The 23,505-nt window shown below is 72.5% G+C and carries 25 protein-coding genes; 12 read left to right on the top strand and 13 right to left on the bottom strand.

The annotated features are described in order from the left end of the window. The first annotated feature begins 192 nt into the window (after nucleotides 1-192). From ccmC to BMW67_RS11055, 3 genes are read left to right on the top strand one after another with little or no spacing between them, the layout of a single operon-like run. Nucleotides 193-969, top strand: a complete 777-nt coding sequence (ccmC, locus tag BMW67_RS11065; protein ID WP_072747468.1) for a heme ABC transporter permease CcmC — start codon at nucleotides 193-195, stop codon at nucleotides 967-969. Further along, a complete protein-coding gene (gene ccmD / locus BMW67_RS11060) occupies nucleotides 959-1,120 on the top strand; it encodes a heme exporter protein CcmD (RefSeq protein ID WP_072747469.1) in 162 nt (53 codons plus the stop codon). The genes ccmC and ccmD overlap by 11 nt, the downstream gene beginning before the upstream one ends. A 40-nt stretch (nucleotides 1,121-1,160) precedes the next feature. After that, a complete protein-coding gene (locus tag BMW67_RS11055) occupies nucleotides 1,161-1,724 on the top strand; it encodes a DsbE family thiol:disulfide interchange protein (RefSeq protein ID WP_245728509.1) in 564 nt (187 codons plus the stop codon). A 94-nt stretch (nucleotides 1,725-1,818) separates the two neighbouring features. Here BMW67_RS11055 and BMW67_RS11050 read toward each other — a convergent pair whose 3' ends face one another. Both BMW67_RS11050 and speB read right to left on the bottom strand, forming a co-directional pair. Continuing rightward, entirely contained in the window at nucleotides 1,819-2,406 is a 588-nt protein-coding gene (locus BMW67_RS11050; protein WP_072747470.1) for a septation protein A, read from the bottom strand. A 59-nt stretch (nucleotides 2,407-2,465) separates the two neighbouring features. After that, the gene (speB, locus tag BMW67_RS11045) at nucleotides 2,466-3,416 is read right to left on the bottom strand and encodes an agmatinase (RefSeq protein WP_072747471.1); all 951 of its coding nucleotides are present in this window, start codon (nucleotides 3,414-3,416) and stop codon (nucleotides 2,466-2,468) included. Between the two features lie 80 nt (nucleotides 3,417-3,496). Between speB and BMW67_RS11040 the strand changes: the two genes are divergently transcribed. From BMW67_RS11040 to BMW67_RS11030, 3 genes are all read left to right on the top strand, one after another. Further along, nucleotides 3,497-4,144, top strand: a complete 648-nt coding sequence (locus tag BMW67_RS11040; RefSeq protein ID WP_072747472.1) for a GntR family transcriptional regulator — start codon at nucleotides 3,497-3,499, stop codon at nucleotides 4,142-4,144. Nucleotides 4,145-4,209: 65 nt separating this feature from the next. Continuing rightward, nucleotides 4,210-5,604, top strand: a complete 1,395-nt coding sequence (locus BMW67_RS11035) for an aspartate aminotransferase family protein (protein WP_072747473.1) — start codon at nucleotides 4,210-4,212, stop codon at nucleotides 5,602-5,604. Continuing rightward, nucleotides 5,601-6,593 carry an alpha/beta hydrolase gene (locus BMW67_RS11030; RefSeq protein ID WP_091764226.1) on the top strand — a complete coding sequence of 331 codons (993 nt, stop codon included), beginning with the start codon at nucleotides 5,601-5,603 and terminating at the stop codon, nucleotides 6,591-6,593. Before BMW67_RS11035 ends, BMW67_RS11030 begins: the two co-directional genes overlap by 4 nt. 171 nt (nucleotides 6,594-6,764) lie before the next feature. Here the strand turns inward: BMW67_RS11030 and BMW67_RS11025 are convergent, their stop codons facing one another. The 3 genes from BMW67_RS11025 to BMW67_RS11015 form a co-directional block, all read right to left on the bottom strand. Next, nucleotides 6,765-8,105 carry a mechanosensitive ion channel family protein gene (locus tag BMW67_RS11025; RefSeq protein WP_072747474.1) on the bottom strand — a complete coding sequence of 447 codons (1,341 nt, stop codon included), beginning with the start codon at nucleotides 8,103-8,105 and terminating at the stop codon, nucleotides 6,765-6,767. 36 nt (nucleotides 8,106-8,141) lie between these two features. Further along, entirely contained in the window at nucleotides 8,142-8,357 is a 216-nt protein-coding gene (locus BMW67_RS11020; RefSeq protein WP_072747475.1) for a hypothetical protein, read from the bottom strand. Nucleotides 8,358-8,427: 70 nt separating this feature from the next. Continuing rightward, the gene (locus BMW67_RS11015; RefSeq protein WP_072747476.1) at nucleotides 8,428-12,051 is read right to left on the bottom strand and encodes a hydantoinase B/oxoprolinase family protein; all 3,624 of its coding nucleotides are present in this window, start codon (nucleotides 12,049-12,051) and stop codon (nucleotides 8,428-8,430) included. Between the two features lie 138 nt (nucleotides 12,052-12,189). Between BMW67_RS11015 and BMW67_RS11010 the strand changes: the two genes are divergently transcribed. Next, nucleotides 12,190-12,924 (top strand): tellurite resistance TerB family protein, encoded by a 735-nt coding sequence (locus tag BMW67_RS11010; RefSeq protein WP_072747477.1) that lies wholly within the window; start codon nucleotides 12,190-12,192, stop codon nucleotides 12,922-12,924. 133 nt (nucleotides 12,925-13,057) lie between these two features. Here the strand turns inward: BMW67_RS11010 and BMW67_RS11005 are convergent, their stop codons facing one another. The 4 genes from BMW67_RS11005 to BMW67_RS10990 all read right to left on the bottom strand — a co-directional run bounded on the left by BMW67_RS11005 (nucleotide 13,058) and on the right by BMW67_RS10990 (nucleotide 16,844). Further along, entirely contained in the window at nucleotides 13,058-13,864 is an 807-nt protein-coding gene (locus BMW67_RS11005; RefSeq protein WP_072747478.1) for an SDR family NAD(P)-dependent oxidoreductase, read from the bottom strand. Between the two features lie 37 nt (nucleotides 13,865-13,901). Next, nucleotides 13,902-15,221: a TRAP transporter large permease gene (locus BMW67_RS11000; RefSeq protein ID WP_072747479.1), complete on the bottom strand. Its 1,320-nt coding sequence runs from the start codon at nucleotides 15,219-15,221 to the stop codon at nucleotides 13,902-13,904. Next, nucleotides 15,218-15,727, bottom strand: coding sequence for a TRAP transporter small permease (locus BMW67_RS10995; RefSeq protein WP_072747480.1), 510 nt, complete (start codon nucleotides 15,725-15,727; stop codon nucleotides 15,218-15,220). Before BMW67_RS10995 ends, BMW67_RS11000 begins: the two co-directional genes overlap by 4 nt. 100 nt (nucleotides 15,728-15,827) lie before the next feature. Continuing rightward, nucleotides 15,828-16,844 carry a TRAP transporter substrate-binding protein gene (locus BMW67_RS10990; protein ID WP_072747481.1) on the bottom strand — a complete coding sequence of 339 codons (1,017 nt, stop codon included), beginning with the start codon at nucleotides 16,842-16,844 and terminating at the stop codon, nucleotides 15,828-15,830. A 250-nt stretch (nucleotides 16,845-17,094) separates the two neighbouring features. Between BMW67_RS10990 and BMW67_RS15840 the strand changes: the two genes are divergently transcribed. The 5 genes from BMW67_RS15840 to BMW67_RS10960 all read left to right on the top strand — a co-directional run bounded on the left by BMW67_RS15840 (nucleotide 17,095) and on the right by BMW67_RS10960 (nucleotide 21,058). After that, entirely contained in the window at nucleotides 17,095-17,970 is an 876-nt protein-coding gene (locus BMW67_RS15840; RefSeq protein ID WP_072747482.1) for a flavin reductase family protein, read from the top strand. Between the two features lie 352 nt (nucleotides 17,971-18,322). After that, nucleotides 18,323-19,201, top strand: coding sequence for a 4-hydroxy-tetrahydrodipicolinate synthase (gene dapA / locus BMW67_RS10975; protein WP_072747484.1), 879 nt, complete (start codon nucleotides 18,323-18,325; stop codon nucleotides 19,199-19,201). Nucleotide 19,202: 1 nt separating this feature from the next. Beyond that, complete coding sequence (gene smpB / locus BMW67_RS10970; protein WP_072747485.1) at nucleotides 19,203-19,679, top strand: SsrA-binding protein SmpB; 477 nt, start codon at nucleotides 19,203-19,205, stop codon at nucleotides 19,677-19,679. A gap of 24 nt (nucleotides 19,680-19,703) precedes the next feature. Continuing rightward, nucleotides 19,704-20,483 carry a GNAT family N-acetyltransferase gene (locus BMW67_RS10965; RefSeq protein WP_091764224.1) on the top strand — a complete coding sequence of 260 codons (780 nt, stop codon included), beginning with the start codon at nucleotides 19,704-19,706 and terminating at the stop codon, nucleotides 20,481-20,483. After that, entirely contained in the window at nucleotides 20,480-21,058 is a 579-nt protein-coding gene (locus BMW67_RS10960; RefSeq protein ID WP_072747486.1) for a peroxidase-related enzyme, read from the top strand. The genes BMW67_RS10965 and BMW67_RS10960 overlap by 4 nt, the downstream gene beginning before the upstream one ends. Before the next feature lie 84 nt (nucleotides 21,059-21,142). Here BMW67_RS10960 and BMW67_RS10955 read toward each other — a convergent pair whose 3' ends face one another. The 4 genes from BMW67_RS10955 to BMW67_RS10940 all read right to left on the bottom strand — a co-directional run bounded on the left by BMW67_RS10955 (nucleotide 21,143) and on the right by BMW67_RS10940 (nucleotide 23,485). Next, a complete protein-coding gene (locus BMW67_RS10955) occupies nucleotides 21,143-21,634 on the bottom strand; it encodes a F0F1 ATP synthase subunit B family protein (RefSeq protein WP_072747487.1) in 492 nt (163 codons plus the stop codon). Between the two features lie 4 nt (nucleotides 21,635-21,638). After that, a complete protein-coding gene (locus BMW67_RS10950) occupies nucleotides 21,639-22,214 on the bottom strand; it encodes a F0F1 ATP synthase subunit B' (RefSeq protein ID WP_072747488.1) in 576 nt (191 codons plus the stop codon). A 267-nt stretch (nucleotides 22,215-22,481) separates the two neighbouring features. Continuing rightward, a complete protein-coding gene (locus BMW67_RS10945) occupies nucleotides 22,482-22,718 on the bottom strand; it encodes a F0F1 ATP synthase subunit C (protein WP_072747489.1) in 237 nt (78 codons plus the stop codon). 59 nt (nucleotides 22,719-22,777) lie between these two features. Then, nucleotides 22,778-23,485: a F0F1 ATP synthase subunit A gene (locus BMW67_RS10940; protein ID WP_072747617.1), complete on the bottom strand. Its 708-nt coding sequence runs from the start codon at nucleotides 23,483-23,485 to the stop codon at nucleotides 22,778-22,780. Between the last annotated feature and the right edge of the window lie 20 nt (nucleotides 23,486-23,505).

The following is a 23,505-nucleotide window of genomic DNA, read 5'->3' as shown; positions in this document are numbered from 1 at the left end:
AAAGGGCCGCGGCGGGTCATGGGCGCGCCGCGGCCCGCTCGCGCCGACGGGCGACGCGCCGGACGGGCCAGGGCGGGGGGCCAGGGCGCGGCCGGCGCGCGCGACGCAAGGACCGGCGCGCCGGCCCGGCGAGCGGCGGGCGCGACCATTGCGCCGTTGCCGCAAGGCGCAATGGTCGCTACATGCAGTGCCATGAGATCGATCTGGGAACTGGCCAATCCGGCCCGCTTCATGCGCCTGTCCGCCGCCGCGCTGCCCTGGTGCGCGGGCGGGGCGGCGTTGGCGCTGCTTGTGGGGACGGTCTGGGGCTTCTTCCTGACGCCCGACGACTACCGGCAGGGCTCGACGGTCAAGATCCTGTTCGTGCACGTGCCCTCGGCGCTGATGGCCATCAACATCTACGCGATGATGGCCGTGGCCTCGGTGATCTGGCTGGTGCGCAGGCATCACGTCTCGGCGCTGGCGGCGAAGGCCGCGGCGCCGATCGGCGCGGCCATGACCGCCATCGCGCTGGCGACGGGCGCCATGTGGGGCCAGCCCATGTGGGGCGCGCCCTGGGTCTGGGACCCGCGGCTGACCTCGTTCCTGATCCTGTTCCTGTTCTATGTCGGCTACATCGCCCTCTGGGCGGCGATCGAGGACCCGGACGCGGCGGCGGACCTGACCTCGGTGCTGTGCCTGGTGGGAACGGTGTTCGCGGTGGTGTCGCGCTATGCGGTGCTGTTCTGGAACCAGGGGCTGCATCAGGGCGCATCCCTGTCGCTGGATGCGAAGGAGAACGTCGACGACGCCTTCTACTGGCCGCTGCTGGCCATGATCGCGGGCTTCGCGCTGTTCTTCCTGGCGCTGCTGCTGCTGCGCACGCGCACCGAGATCCGCCGCCGCCGCATCCGCGCGCTGCGCATGGCGCGCGCCCGCGCCGAGGAGGCGCGCGAGGGCGCGCTGGAGGGAGCCGCCGATGTTGCCTGACCTTGGCAAATACACGCTTTACGTTCTGGGCAGCTGGGGCGTGACGCTGGCCGTTCTGGGCCTTGTCGCCCTGTTCAGCGCCATCGAGGCGCGGCGCGTGCGGCGCGAGCTGGAAGCGCTCGAGGCCGAGGCCCCGCGCCGTCCGCGCTGAGCGCCTTTCGCCCGCCTCGAGCCACGCAAGGAGCCTGTCCATGTCCCAACGGCCGCCGTCCTTTTTCGCCCGCCATCGCATGGCCCTGCTGCCGCTGGCCGTGTTCGCGCTGATCGCGGCGATGTTCTGGGGCGGGCTCGGGCGCGATCACGAGACGCTGCCAAGCCCGCTCGTCTCGAAGCCGGTTCCCGAATTCTCGCTGCCCGGCCTGCGCGAGGGCGAGCCGCCGCTCGACTCGGCGCTGCTGCGCGCGCCGGGGGTGAAGATGGTCAACATCTGGGCCAGCTGGTGCGGCCCCTGCCGGGTCGAGCACCCGTTCCTCATGCAGCTCAAGGCGCTGGGCGTGCCGGTTTACGGCATCAACTACAAGGACAGCCGCGCCAATGCGCTGCGCTTCCTCGAGGAGGAGGGCGACCCCTTCGCGCAGGTGGGCGCCGACGAGAAGGGCCGCGCGGCTATCGAGTGGGGCGTCTACGGCGTGCCCGAAAGCTTCGTCGTCGACGGCCAGGGGCGCATCGCCTACAAGCATGTCGGCCCCATTCAGAACGACGATCTCGAGACGAAGATCCTTCCCGCCCTGCGCGCCGCGGGCTGGCAGGGCTGAGGGCGCCGCGCCCTTCGCCCCGGCTCGGCCGAAGGGGCGGCCCACCGGCGCGAACCCGTCTGCGCGAACCCGTCGCCGGCCGGCGCGCCGCCCTTCAGCCCTGCGGGGGCGCGTCGTCGGCCTTGTCCTCGGGCGCGGCGTGGCGGCGCAGCAGGCCCGTCTGCGCCGCGATGAAGGCCAGCGAGATCAGCGGACTGCCGAAGGTCTTGAACGAGACCCAGAAGGCTTCGCTCTGCGTGCGCCAGACCAGCTCGTTCAGCGCCGCCATGAACACGAAGAACAGCGCCCAGCGGCGGGTGAAGGCCATCCACCCCTCGTCGGTCAGCGACAGCGCGTCGCCCATCAGGTAGCGGATGTAGGACTGCCCGCGCAGCAGGCCCCAGCCCAGCATGGCCGCGAAGATCAGGTTCACGATGGTCGGCTTCATCTTGATGAAGGTCGCGTCCTGAAGCCACAGCGTCAGCCCGCCGAACACCGTCACCACCACCGCCGTGACCACGGCCATGCGCGGCAGGCTGCGCGTCAGCGCCCAGCCCGCGGCCAGCGAGGCCAGCACCACGGGCACGAACACCGCCGTGGCGGTGAAGATGTCGCTGCGGCTGTAGGTGACGAAGAAGACGGCGATCGGCCCGAGTTCGAGCGCCATCTTGACGAGCGGGTGGGGGTGCTTGGTCTGCGGCATGGCCTTGCCTTAGCCCGAACCGCGCCCCGCGTCGAGCGTCGCCGCGGGGCGCGGGGCCGTCAGGGGCGCTCGGCGAACAGGCACAGAAGCTGCAGCGCGATCGTCGCGCCCGCCAGCGCGGTGATCTCGGCCACGTCGTAGGCGGGGGCCACCTCGACCACGTCCATGCCCGTCAGGCGGATGCCCGACAGCCCGCGCAGGATCGCCAGCGCCTGCCAGCTGGCCAGCCCGCCGCAGACGGGCGTGCCCGTGCCCGGCGCGAAGGCGGGGTCGAGGCAGTCGATGTCGAAGGTCAGATAGACCGGCGCATCGCCCACGCGGCGGCGGATGGCCTCGGCCGCGGCGGCCGCGCCGCGCTCATGCACCTTGATCGCGTCGTAGACCTCGATTCCCTCGGGGTCGTCGTTGGTGGTGCGGATGCCCACCTGGATCGAGCGCGCGGGGTCGATGATTCCCTCCTGCACGGCGGTGTGGAACATGGTGCCGTGGTCGATCCAGTCGGGATCGGCCTTCCAGGTGTCGGTGTGCGCGTCGAACTGCACCAGCGCCAGCGGCCGGCCCAGCCGAGCGGCATGCGCGCGCAGGGCGGGGTAGGTGGTGAAGTGATCGCCCCCGATGGCCAGCGGCGTGGCGCCGGCGTCCAGGATCGCGCCCATGGCCGATTCGATCTGGGCGGGAATCGAATCGGGGCGCCCGTGGGGAATGTGCACGTCGCCCCAATCGACCACGTTCAGCCGCTCGAACGGATCGAAGGCGCTCGGCCAGAAGCGCGACCAGCCCAGCTGCGCCGAGGCCGCCCGCACCGCCCGCGGGCCGAAGCGCGCGCCGGGCCGGTTGGTGACCGAGGCGTCGAAGGGCACGCCGACCACCGCCACGTCGGCGCCGGTCAGGTCGCGCGCGTATTTGCGCCGGCAGAAGCTGAGCGCGCCCGAGAACATCTGCTCGTCATGGGTGACGGCCTTGGGGTCTTCGGCCATGAAGGCGTAGTCGCGGCGATGGGGATCGGTCATGAATCGGCTCCGGTTGGGCGGGCGTGTTGACATGGGATGCGTTTGTGATCACAAAATAGGAAAACCGGCGGGAGAGCAAGATGGACGAAGGGGCGACCGCGCATGAGCGCGTCTATCGGCGCCTGCGCCGGAAGATCCTGCATGGCGAGCTGGCGCCCGGCCAGGCGGTGACGCTGCGCGGCGTGGCGGCCGAGCTGGGCGTGTCGATGACCCCGGTGCGCGAGGCCGTGCGCCGCCTGGCGGCCGAGGGGGCGCTGGCGATCTCGGCCTCGGGGCGCGTCTCGGCGCCCGTGCTCACGCCCCAGCGCGTCGAGGAGCTGGCCGCCATCCGCGCGCTGCTCGAGCCCGAGCTGGCCGCGCGCGCCCTGCCGCGGGCGCATTTCAGCCTGATCGAGCGGCTCAAGCGCATGGACGCCGAGATCGACGACATGCTCGAGAACGGCGACGCCGCGGGTTATGTGCGCGCGAACATCGAGTTCCACCGCACGCTTTACCTGCGCGCCCACGCGCCCGCGATGCTGGCCGTGGCCGAAACCGTCTGGCTGCAGATGGGGCCGTCCATGCGCGCCCTGTATGGGCGCATCGGGATGGGCCGGGTGATGGACTATCACCGCAAGGCCATCGCCGCGCTGGCGGCGGGCGACGAGGCCGGGCTGCGCCTGGCCATCCGCGCCGACGTGCGCCAAGGGCTGACGCTGCTGTCCTCCGAGGGGCTCGACGCCGCCTGAACCGCCCGAGGGGCCAGGGAAATTTCGCGGCGGACCCGCGCCGTCCGCATTGCAAGGGAAACGACATGACGCTGCACCGCAACATCCGAACCACGGCCGAATACCAGGCCATCGACGCCGCCCATCACTGGCACCCCTTCACCGACACCAAGGATCTGAACGCCAAGGGCGCGCGCGTGATCGTCAAGGCCGAGGGCGTGTGGCTGACCGACAGCGAAGGCGCGCGCATCCTCGACGGCATGGCCGGGCTGTGGTGCGTCAACGTCGGCTATGGCCGCGAAGAGATCGTCGAGGCCGTCGCCCGCCAGATGCGCGAGCTGCCCTACTACAACACCTTCTTCCAGTGCACCCATCCCGCCGCGGCCGAGTTCGCCGAGGCCCTGTGCGCCCAGGCCCCGGCGCACATGAACCGGGTGTTCTTCACCAATTCGGGTTCCGAGGCGAACGACACCGTGTTCCGCCTTGCGCGGGTCTACTGGGACTGCATGGGCAAGCCCTCGAAAAAGATCTTCATCGCCCGGCGCAACGGCTATCACGGCTCGACCGTGGCCGCGGCCAGCCTCGGGGGCATGGCGCCGATGCACGCCCAGTCCGGCCTGCCCATCGAGGGCGTGCGCCATATCGGCCAGCCCTACTGGTTCGGCGAGGGGCGCGACAGCGGCATGACCCCCGAGGAATTCGGCCTCGCGCGCGCGCGCGAGCTCGAGGCCATGATCGACGAGCTGGGCGCCGACAATGTCTGCGCCTTCGTCGCCGAACCCATCCAGGGCGCGGGCGGCGTCGTCATCCCGCCCGACAGCTACTGGCCCGAGATCCAGCGCATCTGCCGCGAGCGCGACATCCTGCTGGTCGCCGACGAGGTGATCTGCGGCTTCGGGCGCACCGGCGCGTGGTGGGGGTCCGAGACCTTCGGCATCGAGCCCGACCTGATGCCCATCGCCAAGGGCATGACCTCGGGCTATCAGCCCATGGGCGGCGTGCTCATCTCGGACCGCGTCGCCGGGCCGGTGATCGACAAGGCCGGCGAGTTCTTCCACGGCTTCACCTATTCGGGCCATCCGGCGGCGGCGGCGGCGGGGCTGGCCAATCTGCGCATCATGCAGGAAGAGCGCCTGGTCGAGCGCGCCGCTCGGATCGCCGCGCCGCGCCTGGCGCAGGTCTGGCGCGCGCTGGCCGACCATCCGCTGGTGGGCGAGGCGCGCTGCCGCGGGCTGGTCGGCGCGCTCGAGCTGGTGCGCTCGAAGCCCGACATGGCGCGCTTCCCCGAGCATGTGGGCGCGGGGGCGCTGTGTCGCGACCTGTCCGTGCGCAACGGGCTGGTCATGCGCGCGGTGGGCGACACGATGATCATCGCGCCGCCGCTGGTCATCTCGGAGGACGAGATCGACGAGCTGGGCGCGCGCGCGCGCCGCACGCTCGACGATCTGGCCGAGCGGCTCGAGCGCGAAGGGGCGCTGTGAGGCGCTGGCTGCGGCTGGGCGCCCATCTGGCGGCGGCGCTGTCGGTGGCGATCGCCGCGGCGCTGCTGTTCGGTCCGCGCGCGCGCTTCGACGACGCGGCCGCGCCGCCCGCCCTGCCGGGGATCGAGCGGCTGGAAGCGTGGCTGGCCGCGCGCGAGGCCGCCGTGCCCGGCCTGCGCCCCGGCGCGCAGAAGGAGATCGTTTGGGCCAACCCGGCGGCGCCGGCGCCGACGCCGGTTTCGGTGGTGTATCTGCACGGCTTCTCGGCCACCAAGCAAGAGCTTCGCCCGGTTCCCGACCTGGTGGCGCGCGCGCTGGGGGCGAACCTGTTCTTCGCGCGGCTGCGCGGGCATGGGCGCGACGGCGCGGCGCTGGCGCAGGCCGACACGCGCGCCTGGTTCGAGGACACGGCCGAGGCGCTCGAGATCGGCCGCATGCTGGGCGGGCGCGTCCTGGTCATCGCGACCTCGACCGGCGGCACGCTGGCGGCCATGGCCGCGCTGCGCCCCGACTGGATGACGCGCGTCGGGGGCATCGTGCTGGTCTCGCCCAATTTCCGCGTCCGCGCGGCGGGGGCGGACCTGTTGACGCTGCCCTTCGCCGATCCGGTCCTGCGCCTGGTCGCGGGCGACGAGATCGTGTCCGAGCCGCTGAGCGAAGGGCATGCGCGCTGGTGGACGCTGCGCTATCCCTTCGAGGCGCTCTTGCCCATGGCGGCGCTGGTCAAGGCGGCGCGCGCGGCCGATTACGCCAGGGCGCGCACGCCGGCGCTGTTCATCTGGTCGCCCGCGGATCGGGTGGTCGACCCCGCCGAGACCGAGCGCGTCTTCGCCGCCTGGGGCGGGCCGAAGGTGGCGCACAAGGTGATCCCCGGCCCGGGCGACGATCCGAACCGCCATGTGCTGGCCGGCGCCTTGCGCAGCCCGGGCATGACCGTGCCCGTCGCGCAGCGGATCATCGGCTGGGCCTGGGGCGTTCTGACGCTGTGACGCTCCCGACGATGCGGCGCCCCGCGTCGGTCCCCGACGGCGCGTCGGCCTTGGGCGATGAGGCGCGCTCCGCCGCGCCCGCTTCCGCGCCCCGCCTCCGGTCCCTCGCCTCCGGTCCCGCGTCTCCGGTTCCCCGCCTCCGACCCCCGACCGCGGCCGCCGATGGCGCGGTCAGGCCTCGGGGCGCCGGGGCGGGCGGCGCAGCTCGACCGGCAGCGGCGTGCGGAAGTTCACGTCGCGCTGGGGGAAGGGAATCTCGATGCCGTGCGCGCGGAACAGGCGCCAGATGTGCAGGTTGACCTCCGAGGCCACGTTCGACACGCCCCCTTCCGGGTCGTCGATCCAGATGCGCAGCTCCAGATCGACCGAGCTGTCGCCGAAGCCGCGAAGCAGGCACACCGGCTGGGGCGCGGCCAGCACGCGCGGCGTCCGCCTGGCGGCGTCGAGGCACAGCTCCATGGCCTTCTCGACGTCCGCGCTGTAGGCGACGCCCACCGAGATCGAGCGCCGCACCGCCTTGTTCGAGTAGGTCCAGTTCGTGACCGGACTGGTGATGAGCAGCTCGTTGGGGATCAGCGTCTCGGTGCCGTCGCGCGCCTGCACGGCGACGTAGCGCGCGCCCATCATCCGCACCACGCCATAGGTGGCGCCCGAGGCGGTCTCGATCTCGATCACGTCGCCGGGCTTGAGCGAGCGGTCCGCCAGCAGCGCGAAGCCCGCCACCAGGTTGGCGACGGTGCGCTGCATGCCAAGGCCGATGCCCACGCCGATCGCGCCCGAGAAGATCGCCAGCGCCGTCAGGTCGATGCCCGCCGCGCCGAGGCCCGCCGTGATGGCCAGCGCAATCGCCAGGTAGCGCGCGGCCTTGCCGATCAGCACCCGCATCGAAGGGCTCATGGCCCGGGCGCGCTGCAGCCGGCCCTCGAGCAGCCCGGCCGCCAGGTTGGCCCCCCAGACCAGCGCCGCCGTCAGCGCCGCGCCCTTGAGCGCCGACCAGGCCGTGATGCGCGCGCCGCCCACGTTCAGCCCGATCTCGCGCAGCGTCTCGACGGTGGGATCGAGCAGCCCCAGCGCGTTCAGCGCCGCCACGCTCCACGCGCACCAGGCGAAGGCCGACGCCCAGCCCGCGCTCGGGATCAGGACCGTGACGATGCGGATCGCCACCCAGGCGTTCACCAGGCTTGCGGTCAGGCGCAGCAGCGCCACGGGCTGGCCGAAGTCGCGCAGAACGGCCATGGCGATCCACATGCCCGCCGTCCACGCCACCGGCAGGCTGATCGACGAGGCGGTGCGCAGCGCCTGGCGAAGCAGCCGCGGCATGGGGCGCGCGGCGATGCGCTCGAGCGCGCGGCGGATCAGCCGATGCGCCAGGAACGCCGCCGCCAGCGCCGCGGCCATGGCCGCCAGCTGGTAGGCGCTGGCCAGCGACAAGAGCCGCGCATCCAGCCAGTTCAGCGCCTCGAGCGCCAGGGCGCGCGCGCTTGCGGCGAGCGGCGCCAGTTCTTCTTCCATCGATCGCGCCTTTCGCGGTCAGGCGTCCTTGCGCCCTCAGGACAGAATGACGCCCGCCGCCGCCAGCGCAAGCCCCAGAAAGCCCAACGCGACCGAGGCGAGGTTCGCGGCCTGCAGCCGGGCAAGGCGCCTGCGCGCGGCTTCGGCGTCGGGGGCCTGGCGGCGCAGGCGCAGCGCCTGGACGATGCACCAGATCAACCCGCCCAGCCCCGCAGCCGCCATCGCCGCGCCGATCCAGATGAGAATGGCCATGCTTGCGCTCCTTTCGCGCGCCGCCGCCCGGCGGCGGGGCGGCGCGCCCGCGCCGCCCCCGGGTTGCCGTTCACTCGGGCGGGCGCCCGCAGCCGCCGCCCGAGGGCGTGTCGAGCCAGAACACGTCGCCCGCCGCCATCTCGCGCTTGTCGGCCGAGCGCAGCTCCTCGACCGAGCCGTCGGCGCGCACGACGCGCGTGCGCCCGACCTCGCCGGGGGCGCCGCCGTCCAGCCCCGGCGGGGGCACGACGCGGTGACCGGACAGGATCGCCACGGTCATCGGCTCGAGAAAGCGGATGCGCCGGCGCGTGCCGTCGCCGCCATGGAACAGGCCCTTGCCGCCCGAGCCGCGGCGGATCGAGAACTCTTCCAGCAGCACCGGGAAGCGCCATTCCAGCACCTCGGGATCGGTCAGGCGCGAGTTGGTCATGTGCGTGTGCACCGCCGAGGTCCCGTGATGCCCGCGCCCGTCATTGAGCCAGCCCGCGCCCGAGCCGCCGCAGATCGTCTCGTAATACTGGTGGCGCGCGTTGCCCCAGGTGGTGTTGTTCATGGTCGATTGCGCCGCCGCCTGCACCCCCAGCGCCAGGAACAGCGCCGAGGTGACCGCCTGCGACGTCTCGACATTGCCCGCGATCACCGCCGCCGGATATTCGGGCGACAGCATCGTGCCCTTGGGCAGGATGACCCGGAGCGGCTTCATCACCCCCTCGTTCATGGGGATGGCGTCGTCCACCAGGCAGCGGAAGACGTAGAGCACCGCCGCGCGGGTCACGGGCTCGGGGGCGTTGTAGTTGGTGGGCAGCTGGGCCGTCGTGCCGGTGAAGTCGATCGTCGCCTCGCGGCGTTCGCGATCGACCGTGATCTTCACGCGGATCTCGCGCGGGCGCCCGTCATAGTCGGGGTCCATGGGATAGACGTATTCGGCGTCCTTCAGCCGCGTGATGGCCCGGCGCACGCATTCCTCGGCGTTGTCCTGCACGTGGCGCATGTAGGCGCGCACCACGTCGAGGCCGAAATGGGCCACCATCTTGCGCAGCTCCTGCGCGCCCTTGGCGCAGCTGGCGACCTGGGCCTTGAGGTCGGCCAGGTTCTCGGCCGGGTTGCGCGCCGGCCACGGCCCGGACGAGAACAGCGCCAGCGTCTCTTCCTCGCGCAGGCGGCCGCGATCGACCAGCTTGAAGTTGTCGATCAGCACGCCCTCGTCCTCGACCCTGCGGCTGTCGGGGGGCATCGAGCCCGGGGTCAGCCCGCCGACGTCCGTATGGTGCCCGCGCGCGGCGACGTAGAACAGCGGCGCGTCGCCGGCCTCGTTCCACACGGGCATGACCACGGTGATGTCGGGCAGATGCGTGCCGCCGTTGTAGGGCGCGTTCAGCGCGAACACGTCGCCCGGCTTAATGTCCGGGTTCTGGCGCATGATCGCCTTCACCGAGGCGGCCATCGAGCCCAGATGCACGGGCATGTGCGGGGCGTTGGCGATGAGGTCGCCGCGATCGTCGAAGACGGCGCAGGAGAAGTCGAGCCGCTCCTTGATCGTGACCGAGACGGCGGTGTTCTCGAGCACGGCGCCCATCTGCTCGGCGATGGACATGTAGAGGTTGTTGAAGACCTCGAGCATGACCGGGTCGGCCTCGGCGCCGACGGCGCGGCGGTCGGGGCGCGGCTTGACGCGGCGCAGCATGACATGGTCGTGGGCGGTGATGCGCGCCTGCCAGCCCTCCTCGATCACGATCGAGGTGTGCGGCTCGACCAGAACGGCGGGGCCCGTCAGGCGGTCGCCGGGGCGCATGGCCTCGCGGCGCACGAAGCGGGCCGGGCGCCAGGCGCCGTCGGAATAGATGCGGTCGGTCAGCGCGGTCTCGATCTCGGCCTCGTCGCGCTCGATCAACGGGTGTTCGGGTTCGGTCAGGTCGGCGGCCTGGCCCACCGCCTCGACGGCGACGGCCTCGATGACCAGCGGCTTGTCGCCCGGATCGAAGCCGAAACGGTCGCGATGGGCGGCGGCGAAGTCGGCGCGCATCCGCTCTTCCGTGCCGAAGGGGATGGGCAGGGCGGTGTCGGTTCCCTGGACCTTGAGCAGCGCCGTCGCCGTCAGCGCGATGCGGGCCGGGTCCACGCCCTGGGCCTCGACCTCGGCCGCGGCGGCCACCGACAGCCGGTCCAGATCCGCCGCCGCCTGCAGCCGCGAGGCCGCGTCCAGCCGCGCCTCGACCGCCTGCTGGCGCGCGGCGCGGATCTCGGCCAGGCCCATGCCGTAGGCCGACAGCAGCGAGGCCAGCGGGTGGATCAGGCAGCGCTCCATGCCCAGCGTGTCGGCGATCATGCAGGCGTGCTGCGCGCCGGCGCCGCCGAACACGGTCAGGCAGTATTCGGTCACGTCATGTCCGCGCTGGACGCTGATCTTCTTGATGGCGGCGGCCATGTTCTCGACCGCGATGCGCAGGAACCCGTCGGCCGTTTCCTCGGGCGTCTTGCCGATGCGCGCGGCGATGTCGGCGAAGGCGCGGCGGGTGGCCTCGACGTCCAGCGGCTTGTCGGCGTTCGGGCCGAAGATGGCCGGGAAGAACTCGGGCCGCAGCTTGCCGGTCATGACGTTGGCGTCGGTCACGGCCAGCGGCCCGCCGCGCCCGTAGCAGGCGGGGCCGGGGTCGGCGCCGGCGCTTTCGGGGCCCACGCGCATGCGCGCGCCGTCGAAGGTCAGCAGCGAGCCGCCCCCCGCCGCGACGGTGTGGATGTGCATCATGGGCGCGCGCATGCGCACGCCGGCGACCTCGGTGTGCAGCACGCGCTCGAACTCGCCGGCGAAATGGCACACATCGGTCGAGGTGCCGCCCATGTCGAAGCCGATGATCTTGTTCTCGCCGGCGATCTGCGAGGTGCGCGCCGCCCCGACCACGCCGCCGGCGGGGCCCGACAGGATGGCGTCCTTGCCCTGGAAGCGGCGCGCGTCGGTCAGCCCGCCCGAGGATTGCATGAACATCAGCTTGCCGCTCATGTCGCCCTCGAAGGCGGCGGCCACGCGGTCGACGTAGCGGCGCAGGATGGGCGACAGATAGGCGTCGACCACGGTGGTGTCGCCGCGGCTGACCATCTTCATCAGCGGGCTGACCTCGTGGCTGACGCTGACCTGGCCGAAGCCGGCCGCGCGGGCCAGCTCGGCGGCGCGGCGCTCGTGCGCGGTGTGGCGATAGCCGTGGATGAAGACGATGGCGCAGGCGTCGATCCCCTCGGCGCGCGCTTCGGCCAGGGCCGCGGCCAGGGCGCCCTCGTCCAGCGGGCGCTCGACCGAGCCGTCGGCGCGCACGCGCTCGTCCGCCTCGATGACGCGCTCGTAGAGCTGCTCGGGCAGGACGATCTCGCGCGCGAACAGGTCCGGGCGGTTCTGGTAGGCGATGCGCAGCTGGTCGCCCAGCCCGCGGGTGGTGACCAGAACCGTGCGGTCGCCCTTGCGCTCGAGCAGGGCGTTGGTGGCCACGGTGGTGCCCATCTTGACCGAGCGGATGCGGTCGGCCGGGATGGGCGCGTCGCGGCCAAGGCCCAGGAAGCGGCGGATGCCGGCCAGGGCCGCGTCCTCGTATTGCTCGGGGTTCTCGGACAGGAGCTTGGCGGTGCGGATCGCGCCGGACGGATCGCGCGCGACGATGTCGGTGAAGGTGCCGCCGCGGTCGATCCAGAAATCCCAAAGCTCCATCGTCGTCCTCCTGCCATGCGGGCCCCGAAGCGCGGGGCGCCCGCCTCATGCCTAGCGCCCGGCGCGGCGCGGCGCAACGCGCGCGCGGGCGGGCGCGCGGGGCTGGAGGCCCGGCCCGCGGCGGGATAAGGTCCGCCCATGTCCATCTGGTCACGCATCGGCGAGCTGATCGCGGCGTTGCGCCAGGGCGAGTCGCTCGCCTCGGTGTTCGACCGCCTGCGCACGCCCCCCGAACGGAGCGCCGGCTTCGCCATCGCCGTCATCGCGCTGGGCGCCAAGATGGCCAAGGCCGACGGCCGCGTCACCCGCGACGAGGTCGCCGCCTTTCGCGAGGTGTTCCGCATCCCGCCCCGCGACGAGGCCGCGGCCGCGCGCGTCTTCGACCTGGCGCGCGGCGACGTGGCCGGCTTCGAGGGCTATGCGCGGCGCATCGCGCGCATGTTCCGCGACCGCAAGGAGCCCCTTGCCCATCTGCTCGAGGGGCTGTTCCACATCGCCGCCGCGGACGGGCGATTCGACCCCGCCGAGGAGGGGTTCCTGCGCCGGGTGTGGGAGATCTTCGGCCTGGACGAGCGGGTCTGGCGCGCCCTGATCGCGCGCTACGTCCCCGGCGCGCCGCCCAACCCGTGGGAGGTGCTGGGCCTGAGCCCGGGCGCCAGCCTCGAAGAGGCGCGTCGCGCCCGCGCCCGGCTGGTGCGCGAGACCCACCCCGACCGTCTGCTGGCGCGCGGCGTTCCCGAAGAGGGAATCCGCCTGGCCAATGCCCGTATGGCCGCCATCAACGAGGCCTACGAGGCGATCCGCCGACATCACGAGGCGGCCGCGGCCGCGGGTCGCGCCGGCGCCGGTCAAGGCGCGGCCGCGGGCGACTGATGCCGGCGCGGGCGGCGCGGGGGCGGCGCCGGACGCGGCCGGGCCGCGGGCGCGGGGCAGGGCGACGGATCAGGGGCGCGACGGATCGCGGGCGGCGCGGCCGGGGCCGCGAGGCGCGGCGGCCGGGCGCGGCTCAGCGCGCCTTGAGCGGCGCGAAGCCCAGATGCAGCCCCGCATCCACCGACAGGAGCTCGCCCGTCACGTGGCGCGCCGCGTCCGACAGCAGGAACAGGGCGGCGTCGGCGATGTCCTCGGCCTCGGAGGCGGCGCGCAGCGGGGTGCGGGCCTTCACCTGCTCGACCTGGCGGGCGTAGGCGTCGTCGTCCATCAGCTTGCGGAACCAGCGCGTGCCGATGAAGCCGGGGCAGATGGCGTTGACGCGGATGCTCGGCGCCAGCGCCCGCGCCAGCGAAAGGGTCATGGTGTTGAGCGCGCCCTTGGACGCCGCATAGGCCACCGACGAGCCGATCCCCGTCACCCCCGCGATGGACGAGGTGTTGAGCACCGCCGAGGCCCGCCCCGACGCCGCGGCCGCCGCCTCGAGCAGGGGGCGCATGGCGCGGGTGGCCATGAAGGCGCCGACCACGTTCACCGCGTAGACGTCCAGGAAGTCCTGCGCCGACAGCGCGTCCATGTCGCCATGGTCGGGGGCGTGGCGGGTGATGCCGGCGTTGTTGACCAGCATGTCCAGCGCGCCCCAGTCGGCGGCGGCGCGGGCGAGGGCGGCGCAGCCCTCTTCGCTGGCCACGTCGGCCTGCACCACGCGCGCCTCGACGCCCAGCGCGCGGATCTCGTCGGCGGTGCGCTCGGCCTCGTCCAGGCTGCGCGCGCAGTTGACGATCACGTCCGCGCCGCGCTCGGCCAGCTTGAGCGCGATCGCCCGCCCAAGCCCCGTGGCCGAACCCGTCACCGCCGCGCGGCGGCCCTGCATGTCCTTCATCGCGTCCTCCTTGCCGGCCCGCCTGCGGGCCCGCGCCTTACGGACCCATCGATTCGGGCAGGAACAGCGTGATGGCCGGAACCAGCGCCAGAAGCGCCAGCCGCAGGATGTCGGCGACCCAGAAGGGCGTGACCCCGCGGAAGATCGTGGCGGTGCTGACGTCGCCCACCACGCCCTTGAGGATGAACACGTTCAGTCCCACCGGCGGCGTGATCAGGCTGATCTCGGTCACCACCACCACGATGATGCCGAACCAGACGGGATCGTAGCCCAGCCCCGTCACCAGGGGAAAGAAGATCGGCACCGTCAGCAGCAGCATCGACAGCGACTCGAACACGCAGCCCAGCGCCAGATAGACCGCCAGGATCAGCGCGATCACCATCCAGGGCGCGACGGCGTTCTCCTGCACCACGGCGCGCAGGGCCTCGGGCAGGCCGGCGATGTTGACGAAGTTCGAGAAGATCCACGCCCCGATCAGCACCGCGAACAGCGTCGCGGTGGTGTCGGCGGTCTCGCGCAGGGTCTGGAAGATGCCGCGCAGGTCAAGCCCGCCGCGCGCCAGCGCGATCAGGAACGCGCCCGTCGCGCCCATGCCCGCCGCCTCGGTGGGCGAGAAGGTCAGGTGCAGCGGCCACACGTCCAGCGCGCCGTAAAGTCCGCCGATCACCAGGAAGAACAGCAGGAGCACCGCCCACACGTCGCGCAGCGCCGCCAGGCGCCCGCGCCAGTCGGTGCGCTCGCCCGCCGGGCCGGCGGCCGGGTTGCGCCGCACCGTCCAGGCCACGGCGGCCAGGTAGAACAGCACGCCCATCAGCCCCGGCACGATCCCGGCGATGAACAGCTTGCCGATCGAGGTCTCGGTCAGCAGCCCGTAGATGACCAGGATCACCGAAGGCGGGATCAGGATGCCCAGCGTGCCGCCCGCCGCGATGGCGGCGGTGGACAGGCTGTCGGCGTAGCCGTAGCGGCGCATCTGCGGCATGGCGACCTTGGACATGGTCGCCGCCGTGGCCAGCGACGAGCCGCAGATCGCCGAGAAGCCTCCGCACGCCACGATGGTGGCCATGGCCAGCCCGCCGCGCCGGTGCCCCAGAAAGGCGTGCGAGACGGCGTAAAGCTCGCGGCTCAGCCCGCCCTTGTTCACGAACAGGCCCATGAGCACGAACAGCGGCACCACCGACAGCCCGTAATCCTGCGCAGTGTCGATCAGCAGCCGGCCGGCCATCGAGACCGCGCCGCGCATGCTCGTCTCCATCGCGTAGCCGATCATGCCCACCAGCCCCATGGCGAAGGCGATGGGCACGCGCAGCAGAACCAGCCCCAGAACGGCGGCGAATCCGATCAGCGCCTCGGTCATGCGCCCGGCTCCTCTTCGCGAAGGGCGCGCGGAGCCAGCAACAGCAGCGCCCCGCGCGCGATCAGCGCCGCCGCCGCCGCCCAGGTCATCAGGCTGACGAAGCCGGCGGGCAGGTATTGGGGGATGTGCAGGTATTCGGTCACGTCGCCATAGGAGCGCGCGCGCAGCGCCAGCTTCCAGGCCTGCCCCGCCGGCCAGGTCAGCATCGCCCCGCAGGCCAGCGCCACCAGCGCGTCGCGCACCCGCCGCGCGCGGCCGCGAAACAGCGGGTCCAGAAGATCGACCGAGATGTGATCGCCCCGCGCCGAAACCACCGGCAGGCTCGAGAAGACGATGATCGCCATGAAGACGCGCGTCAGCTCGGTGGCCGCCTCGATCGGATCGTCCAGCGCCGAGCGCATGAGCACGTCGGCGAAGGTCATGAGCATGAGGGCGAAGAGCGCGGCGCAGGCCGCCGCGACGGGCGCTAGCGAGGCCAGACGCGCAAGGCGAAGGAACGCGGACATCGCGGGCTCCGGGCTGATGCGTCGGGAAAGGGGGGGTGGGGGCGCGGCCCCGGGGCGCGGGCCCCGGGGCCGCGCCGGCGCCTGCGCGCCGGCGTCAGGGTCACTCGGCCTTGGCCATTTCCTCGCGGATCATGGCGTAGGCGGCCTTGGCGTCGACGCCGGCGGCGGCGACCTCGTCTAGCACCTTGGCGATGATCTTGTCGGCGATGGGCTTGTAGGCGGCCACGTCCTCGGCCGAGGCGTCGACGATCTCGTTGCCCGGGGTCTTGAGCGTCTCTTCCAGGCCGATGGCGTCGATCTCGTCCCAGACCTTGCCGAGCATGCGGCTGGCGGGCTCGCCGAACACCTTTTCCGCAAGCGCCTTGCGGATGTCCTCGGGCAGGGCGGCGAAGGCGTCCTCGTTCATGATCATCGCGAACGAGCCGCGGTAGAAGCCGCCGGGCATGCGGTAGACATAGGGCGCGACCTCGACCAGGCGGAAGCCCTTGCGGCTTTCCATCGGGATCACCACGCCGTCGGCCGCCTTCGAGGCCAGCGTCTCGTAGACCTTGGGCGCCGGCACCTTGATGCCCGTCGCGCCAAGCGCCGCGCCCACGTCGCCGCCCACGCCGCCGGGCACGCGCAGCTTCAGCCCCTTGATCTGGTCGAGCGCGGTGACCTTGACGTTGGTGTGCAGCTGCGCCGGGCCATGGGTGTGCAGCGCGATCACCTTGACGCCGCGATGCTCGTTCGCCTTGGACAGGTATTTCTCGAAGACGCGCCAGTAGGCGACCGAGGCGGCCTCGGCGCTGCCCTCGTAGCCGGGCAGCTCGATGAGCTTGGTGGTGACGAAGCGCCCGGCCTGATAGCCGTGGAAGATGATCGACATGTCCGCCGCGCCGTCCTGCACCAGGTCCATCTGGGCGGGCGGAGGCGCGATGCCCAGCTTGACCTCGGCGGTGACGCGGCCGTCGGTGGCGTCCTCGATCATCTTGATCAGACCGGGCCACATCTTGGCGTTGATGCCATGGGTCGGCGGCGCCCAGCTCGAGATGGTGAGCGTGTATTCCGCCGCCATGGCGGCGGTCGAGATCAGCGCCGCGGCGGCGCCGGCGGCGATGGTGCGGAACATGCGCATATGGCTTCCTCCCTGAAGGTGTCGTTCGATCCGCGGCGGCCTTTTATTGTTACGAGCCTGCCGAGTTTCGAGAATGTTTTGTAACGTATCGGTTGGCGCCGCGCAACGATTTCCCGCCCCGCCTTCCCGCCCCGCCGCGCAGGCGCCCGGCGCGCCTCGACGAAAGCGGGCGCGCGGGCTATGTCTGACTTGGCCGGACGGGACCGGACGGGTCCCCGGACGCGTTCGCAGGGCAAGGAGACGGGCGGCGATGAATGAGGCGCGGCAAGGCGGAAACAGGATCGACCCGCGCGACCTGGCCGGGCTGCGCGGCGCGCTGGGACGTTTCGCCACGGGCGTGACGGTCATCGCCGCGCGCGCCCCGGACGGCGCGCCCATCGGCTTCACCGCCAACAGCTTCAATTCCGTGTCGCTGGATCCGCCGCTGATTCTGTGGAGCCTGGCGCGCAGCTCCGAGCGCCTTCCCGCCTACCGCGCCGCCAAGGCCTATGCGGTGAACGTGCTGGGCGCGGGGCAGGCCGAGCTTGCCCGCCGCTTCGCCAGCCGCGTCGAAGACCGCTATGCGGGCGTGGGCTGGCGCCCGGGCCTTGGAGGCGCGCCGGTGCTTGACGGCGCCATCGCGGTCTTCGAGTGCGTGCACGAGGCGATCCACCCCGCCGGCGATCACGAGCTGTTCATCGGCCGCGTCGAGCGCTGCACCGAGCGGGGCGGCGCGCCGCTGACCTTCTTCGGCGGCGACTTCGGCACCGTGATGGGCGCGGCCGATCCCACGCCCGATCCGCTGCGCCGCGCGGCCGCGCGCGCCGCCGACCTGCTGGGGCGGGCGCGCGCGCGCGCCATGGCCGCGGCGGGACTGGACGAGGCGGCGTGGACGCGGCTCGAGCTGCTGGCCGAGGGGCCGCGCCCGCGCGCGCCCGAGGACGAGGCGCTGATCGCCCGCGGCCTGGCCCGGCCCGGCGCCGACGCCAGCGTCGCGCCGTCGCCGGCCGGCGAGGCCGCGCTCGAGGCCGCCGCGCGCGACGAGGCCGAGTGGGAGCGCCGCTGCGCCCGCGCCCTGGCGCCCGAAGAGGCCGCCGCCCTGGCGGCGCTGCTGGCGCGGATCCGCGATCCCGAGGCCGCCGGCTGAGCCCCGCCGCGTCCCGCCGCGCCCATCCGAGCCCGCGCCCCATCATTCGGCGCCACGCAAAACGGCGGGCGCCCGGCGCGCGCCGGCGTCGGCCTGTCGCGGCGCGCCCCTTGGCGCCCGCGCCGCATCGTCGGGCGCCGGGGCGGGCGTCCGCCGCAGGGCGGAACGGCGGCCGCCCGGCGCGCGCGCCGGCGCCGGGCCGTCTTGCGGGCGCGCGCGTTCGCGGCTAGGTTCCGGCGACCCCGCCTGGGGCGGCGCGACGCGCGGCGACGCGTGGCCCCGGGGGCGGTCGAAGACCCTGACGCGATCGAAGACCCGCCGCGCCGCGCGCGGGCAACGCACGGAGCGCTCCATGTTCAAAGGTTCCATCCCCGCACTCGTCACGCCGTTCAAGGACGGCAAGGTGGATGAGGCCGCGCTCGAGAAACTGGTCGACTGGCATGTGCAGGAGGGCAGCCACGCCCTCGTCGCCGTCGGCACCACCGGCGAGAGCCCGACCCTGTCCCATGCCGAGCACGAGCGCTGCGTCGAGATCATCGTCAAGACCGCCGCCGGGCGCATCCCGGTCATCGCCGGCGCCGGCTCGAACAACACCGAGGAATCGATCAGCCTCATCCGCTTCGCCGAGAAGGTCGGCGCGGACGGCGCGCTGGTCGTCACGCCCTATTACAACAAGCCCAGCCAGCGCGGCCTCATCCGCCACTACACGGCGCTGCACGACTGCTGCGGCCTGCCGATCATCATCTACAACATCCCCGGCCGCTCGGTGATCGACATGACCCCCGAGACGATGGGCCGCCTGGCGCAGCTGCCGCGCATCGTCGGCGTCAAGGACGCGACGGGCGACGTCTCGCGCGTGTCGCGCCAGCGCGCCGCCTGCGGGCCCGACTTCATCCAGCTGTCGGGCGAGGACGCCTCGGCGCTGGGCTTCAACGCCCATGGCGGGCGGGGCTGCATCTCGGTGACCGCCAACGTCGCGCCGCGCCTGTGCGCCGAGTTCCAGGAGGCCTGCCTGGCCGGCGACTACGCCCGCGCGCTGACGCTGCAGGACCGGCTCATGCCGCTGCATGTCGCGCTGTTCCTCGAGCCCAACCCCTGCCCGGTGAAATACGCGCTCTCGCTGCTGGGCCGCTGCTCGGAAGAGGTGCGCTCGCCCCTCGTCGAGATCGAGGAGCCGACCCGCGCCGCCGTGCGCGCGGCCATGGTCCATGCCGGTCTGATCGACGCCTGACATGGCCGCGAAGAAGGCCGATCCCAAGATCAAGCTGGTGGCCGAGAACCGCAAGGCGCGCCACCACTACTTCATCGAGGACGAGCTGGAGTGCGGCATCGCGCTGCAGGGCTCCGAGGTGAAGTCGCTGCGCAACGGGCAGGCCAACATCGCGGAAAGCTACGCCGCCATCGAGGATGGCGAGCTGTGGCTGATCAACAGCTACATTCCCGCCTACGATCAGGCGCGCGCCTTCGGCCATGACGAGCGCCGCCGGCGCAAGCTGCTGGTCCACCGCCGGCAGCTGGCGCGCCTGGCGCAGGCGGTGGGGCGGCAGGGCATGACGCTGGCGCCGCTCAAGCTGTATTTCAACGAACGCGGCATCGCCAAGCTTCTGCTCGGCGTGGCCAAGGGCAAGAAGCTGGCCGACAAGCGCGAGACGGAAAAGCGCCGCGACTGGGCGCGCGAGAAAAGCCGCCTTCTGCGCGAGAAGGGCTGAGCGCGGCCGCAAGGAGGACGGGCCATGGGCGGCGAGGCGATGACGCCGGAGGCGGATCTGGCGACGCTCGAGGCGGCGCTCGAAGCGACCTGGCCGCCCCTTGCCGTCGACGAGCTGAGCGCGCCGGGCTGGCGGCTGCGCGACGGCGGCGGAGGCGGCGCGCGCGTGTCGGCGGCGACGCGGCTCAGGGCGGACGCCGACCCGGACGCGGCCATCGCGGCCATGCGCGCGCAGGGCCGCGCGCCGCTGTTCCGCATCCGCGCCGGAGAGGAGGACCTGGACGCCGCCCTGGCCGCCCGCGGCCTTGCGCGGCGCGACGAAACGCTGTTCCTCGTCGCCCCGGCCGAGCGCATCGCCGCGATCGAGCCGGCGCGCGGCGTGCGCGCGGTCGAGGTGCGCGCGCGCCTCGCCCTGCTTGACGAGATCTGGACCGCCGCCGGCATCGGGCCCGAGCGCCGCGCCGTCATGGCCCGCGCCGAGGGGCCGCGCACGGTCGTCATGTCGCGCACCGACATGGCCGTGGCCGGCGTGGGCTTCGTCGCCGTGCATGGGCCTGTGGCGATGGTCCATGCCATGGTCGTGCGCCCCGAGCGCCGCCGCCAGGGCGGGGGGCGCGGCGTGCTCAGGGGCGCGGCGCGCTTCGCCCTCGACCACGGCGCGCGGACCCTGGCGCTGGCCGTGACGGCCGACAACGCGCCGGCGCTGGCGCTCTATGGGCGCATGGGCATGCGCGAGGCGGGCCGCTACCATTACCGCGCCGCCGCCGAGACGGCCGCGCCGACGAACAAAGAGAGACGCCCATGACCAGCACCGACCCCGACGCGCCCACCGCGCTTGATCTGCCCCAGGCCGATCCGCTGCCCGAGGACATCGCCAGGTATTTCGAAGTCTGCCAGGAGAAGCTGGGCCTCGTGCCCAACGTGCTGCGCGCCTATGCCTTCGCGCCGGAGAAGCTGCGCGCCTTCTCGACGCTCTACAACGACCTGATGCTGGCCGACAGCGGCCTGTCCAAGCTCGAGCGCGAGATGATCGCCGTGGCCGTGTCCTCGGTCAACCGCTGCTTCTACTGCCTGACGGCGCATGGCGCCGCCGTGCGGCAGCTGTCGGGCGATCCGAAGCTGGGCGAGGCGCTGGTCATGAACTACCGCGCCGCCGATCTGACCCCGCGCCAGCGGGCGATGCTGGACTTCGCCGTCAAGATGACCGAGCGCGGCCACGAGATCGAAGAGGCCGACCGCCAGGCGCTGCGCGAGGCGGGCTTCGGCGACCGCGACATCTGGGACATCGCCGCCGTCGCCTCGTTCTTCAACATGACCAACCGCATGGCCTCGGCGGTGGACATGCGCCCGAACGACGAATACCACGCCATGGCGCGCTGAAGGGCTCGGCCGCGACGAGAAGGGGGCGCCGACCTTGCGGTCGGCACCCCCCGTTTTTTCCGGTCCTTCAGGCCGGCCGGGCGTTCAGTGCAGAAGCCCGCCGACCTTGGCGATGGATTCGTCGGTCATGCGCGCGCGCTGCTCGTCGGTCATGGCGCCCGACAGGACGTCGGCCGCGGCGGCGACGGCGGTGGCGGCGGCGCGCTCGCGCACCTCGCGGATGGCGGCCTTCTCGGCGGCCTGGATCTGCTCCTCGGCGGCCTTGATGCGGCGCGCGACCGACTCGCGGATCTGCTCCTGGGCGACGCGGGCGGCCTCTTCGGCCTCGAGACGCGCATGCGCCTTGATGTCGGCGACCTGGCCCTCGACGTCCTTCTGCTTGCGCTCGAACGAGGCCAGCAGGGCCTGCGCCTCTTCGCGCAGGCGGCGGGCGTCGTCCAGCTCCTGCCGGATGGCGGCGATGCGCTTGTCCAGCATCTCGGCCAGCTTGGCCGGGACCTTGAGCCACAGCAGCACGCCGATGAAGCAGAAGAAGGCGATGGCGACCACGAAGTAGCTGTCGTGCAGAAGTTCCATGGTCTCAGCCCTTCAGCTTGGCGGCGACGGCGGCCTTGACGCGCTCGGCGTCGGCGGCGGCGGGCAGGATGGCGGCGACGATCTCGGCGGCGACGTCGGCGGCGACGGCCTCGACGGCCTCGAGCGCCGAGGCGCGGATCTCGGCGATGCGCTTCTCGCCCTCGGCGGTGCGGGCGGCGATCTCGGCGTCGGCCTTGGCCATGGCCTCGTCGACCTGCTTCTGGATCTCGGCGCGCGTCTGCTCGGCGATCTTCTGGGCCTCGGCGCGGGCCTCGGCCAGGGCGGCCTCATAGGCCTTCTGCGCGTCCTCGGCCTTGCGGCGCAGCTCGGCGGCGCGGTCGAGATCGTCCTCGACGGCGTCGCGGCGCTCTTCCATCAGGCCCGCGATGCGCGGCAGGGCCACGCGCGAAAAGATGAGATACATGACCGCCACCGCAACGGCCAGCCAGAAGATCTGGGAGGCGTAGGTGTGGGTGGCGAGCTGGGGAAGACCGCTTGCGGCGGCTTCGGCGCCGTGGGCGGCCTCGGCGCCGTGACCGGCGGTCGAGGCGGCCTGGGCGGCTGCAAGGAACAGACCCATGGGGCTCTCCGGTTCTGCGCGCCGCCAGGGGCGGCTGTGGACGGGCGCCGCGGGCGGGCGGCGGCCCCGGCGTCCCCTTTGGCGGGGCGGGGCGCGCGCGCCTGCCGCGCCGGGCGGACATGACTGCGCCGCGCGGATGGGCGCGGCGCTGGAGCGGGGCCGATCATGGAACGGCGCGGGGCGCGTTCTTCTGATCGTCGCGGCCGCGCTCCGGCTTGGCGTCCGGCGCCGACGGCCCTGGGGCGGCCGGCGCCGGGAGTCGCTTCCTCAGACCGCGAACAGCAGCAGCAGCGCGACGAGGAACGAGAAGATGCCCAGCGCCTCGGCGAAGGCGATGCCGATGAAGAGGGTCGCCTGCTGCTCGGCGGCCGCGGCCGGGTTGCGCAGGGCGCCGGCCAGGTAGTTGCCGGCCACGTGACCCACGCCGATGCCGGCGCCGCCCAGACCGATCGTGGCGAGGCCCGCGCCGATGTACTGGCCCATGTTCGCGATATCGCCTTCCATGATGTGCTCCTCTGAGTTGGAATGGCTTGCCCGTTGGGGTGGTTGTGCGGTCCCGACCGTCAGTGCATGTGCAGCGCGTCGTTGAGGTAGACGCAGGTCAGGATCGTGAAGATGTAGGCCTGCACGCAGGCCACAAGCAGCTCGAGCGCGTAGATGCCCGTCATCGCGCCGATCGGGATGATGCCGGCGATGCCCATGGCCGGCACGAAGGCGGCGAAGACCTTGAGCACCGCGTGGCCGGCCATCATGTTGCCCGCAAGTCGCACGGAGTGGCTGAGCGGGCGCACGAAATACGAGATGAACTCGATCACGAACAGCACGCAGCGCAGCGCGACGGTCGGGGCGCTGGACACCCAGAACAGCGAGATGAAGTGCAGCCCGTGCCGTGCGAAGCCGATCGCGGTCACCGAGATGAACACCGCCAGCGCCAGAACGCCGGTCACGGCGATGTGCGAGGTGGTGGTGAACGACCAGGGCAGCAGCCCCAGCACGTTCGACATCAGGATGAAGACGAACAGCGTGAAGATGTAGGGGAAGAAGGGACGCCCTTCCGGCCCCAGCGTGTCGTCCACCATCTTGCGCACGAAGCCGTAGATGCCCTCGGCCACCAGCTGCATGCGCGTGGGAACCAGCGCGCCGTTGCGCGTCGGCAGCACCAGAAGCGCCGTCGCCGCAAGGATCGCGATGAACATCCACAGCGTGGAGTTGGTGATGGTGAAAAGGCCCACCTCGTCGCCAAAAAGCGGACGGATGGTGAACTGCTCCATCGGATGCGCGTTGATGCCGC

It is taken from the genome of Oceanicella actignis (assembly GCF_900111545.1).
Classification (GTDB): Bacteria; Pseudomonadota; Alphaproteobacteria; order Rhodobacterales; family Rhodobacteraceae; genus Oceanicella; species Oceanicella actignis.
Note: the sequence above shows the minus strand (reverse complement) of the source record. Positions and strands in the feature narration are given on the sequence as shown.

What these genes read in the sequence shown, in the direction of transcription:
- BMW67_RS10945 (WP_072747489.1), bottom strand. Translation starts at nt 22,718, where the DNA reads ATGGAAGGCGATATCGCGAACATGGGCCAGTACATCGGCGCGGGCCTC.
- BMW67_RS10950 (WP_072747488.1), bottom strand. Translation starts at nt 22,214, where the DNA reads ATGGGTCTGTTCCTTGCAGCCGCCCAGGCCGCCTCGACCGCCGGTCAC.
- ccmD (WP_072747469.1), top strand. Translation starts at nt 959, where the DNA reads ATGTTGCCTGACCTTGGCAAATACACGCTTTACGTTCTGGGCAGCTGG.
- dapA (WP_072747484.1), top strand. Translation starts at nt 18,323, where the DNA reads ATGTTCAAAGGTTCCATCCCCGCACTCGTCACGCCGTTCAAGGACGGC.
- BMW67_RS11020 (WP_072747475.1), bottom strand. Translation starts at nt 8,357, where the DNA reads ATGGCCATTCTCATCTGGATCGGCGCGGCGATGGCGGCTGCGGGGCTG.
- BMW67_RS11005 (WP_072747478.1), bottom strand. Translation starts at nt 13,864, where the DNA reads ATGAAGGACATGCAGGGCCGCCGCGCGGCGGTGACGGGTTCGGCCACG.
- BMW67_RS10940 (WP_072747617.1), bottom strand. Translation starts at nt 23,485, where the DNA reads ATGGAGCAGTTCACCATCCGTCCGCTTTTTGGCGACGAGGTGGGCCTT.
- smpB (WP_072747485.1), top strand. Translation starts at nt 19,203, where the DNA reads ATGGCCGCGAAGAAGGCCGATCCCAAGATCAAGCTGGTGGCCGAGAAC.
- BMW67_RS11000 (WP_072747479.1), bottom strand. Translation starts at nt 15,221, where the DNA reads ATGACCGAGGCGCTGATCGGATTCGCCGCCGTTCTGGGGCTGGTTCTG.
- BMW67_RS11035 (WP_072747473.1), top strand. Translation starts at nt 4,210, where the DNA reads ATGACGCTGCACCGCAACATCCGAACCACGGCCGAATACCAGGCCATC.
- BMW67_RS10965 (WP_091764224.1), top strand. Translation starts at nt 19,704, where the DNA reads ATGGGCGGCGAGGCGATGACGCCGGAGGCGGATCTGGCGACGCTCGAG.
- BMW67_RS10995 (WP_072747480.1), bottom strand. Translation starts at nt 15,727, where the DNA reads ATGTCCGCGTTCCTTCGCCTTGCGCGTCTGGCCTCGCTAGCGCCCGTC.
- BMW67_RS15840 (WP_072747482.1), top strand. Translation starts at nt 17,095, where the DNA reads ATGAATGAGGCGCGGCAAGGCGGAAACAGGATCGACCCGCGCGACCTG.
- BMW67_RS11015 (WP_072747476.1), bottom strand. Translation starts at nt 12,051, where the DNA reads ATGGAGCTTTGGGATTTCTGGATCGACCGCGGCGGCACCTTCACCGAC.
- BMW67_RS11010 (WP_072747477.1), top strand. Translation starts at nt 12,190, where the DNA reads ATGTCCATCTGGTCACGCATCGGCGAGCTGATCGCGGCGTTGCGCCAG.
- BMW67_RS10990 (WP_072747481.1), bottom strand. Translation starts at nt 16,844, where the DNA reads ATGCGCATGTTCCGCACCATCGCCGCCGGCGCCGCCGCGGCGCTGATC.
- speB (WP_072747471.1), bottom strand. Translation starts at nt 3,416, where the DNA reads ATGACCGATCCCCATCGCCGCGACTACGCCTTCATGGCCGAAGACCCC.
- BMW67_RS11040 (WP_072747472.1), top strand. Translation starts at nt 3,497, where the DNA reads ATGGACGAAGGGGCGACCGCGCATGAGCGCGTCTATCGGCGCCTGCGC.
- BMW67_RS10960 (WP_072747486.1), top strand. Translation starts at nt 20,480, where the DNA reads ATGACCAGCACCGACCCCGACGCGCCCACCGCGCTTGATCTGCCCCAG.
- ccmC (WP_072747468.1), top strand. Translation starts at nt 193, where the DNA reads ATGAGATCGATCTGGGAACTGGCCAATCCGGCCCGCTTCATGCGCCTG.
- BMW67_RS11050 (WP_072747470.1), bottom strand. Translation starts at nt 2,406, where the DNA reads ATGCCGCAGACCAAGCACCCCCACCCGCTCGTCAAGATGGCGCTCGAA.
- BMW67_RS11025 (WP_072747474.1), bottom strand. Translation starts at nt 8,105, where the DNA reads ATGGAAGAAGAACTGGCGCCGCTCGCCGCAAGCGCGCGCGCCCTGGCG.
- BMW67_RS11055 (WP_245728509.1), top strand. Translation starts at nt 1,161, where the DNA reads ATGTCCCAACGGCCGCCGTCCTTTTTCGCCCGCCATCGCATGGCCCTG.
- BMW67_RS10955 (WP_072747487.1), bottom strand. Translation starts at nt 21,634, where the DNA reads ATGGAACTTCTGCACGACAGCTACTTCGTGGTCGCCATCGCCTTCTTC.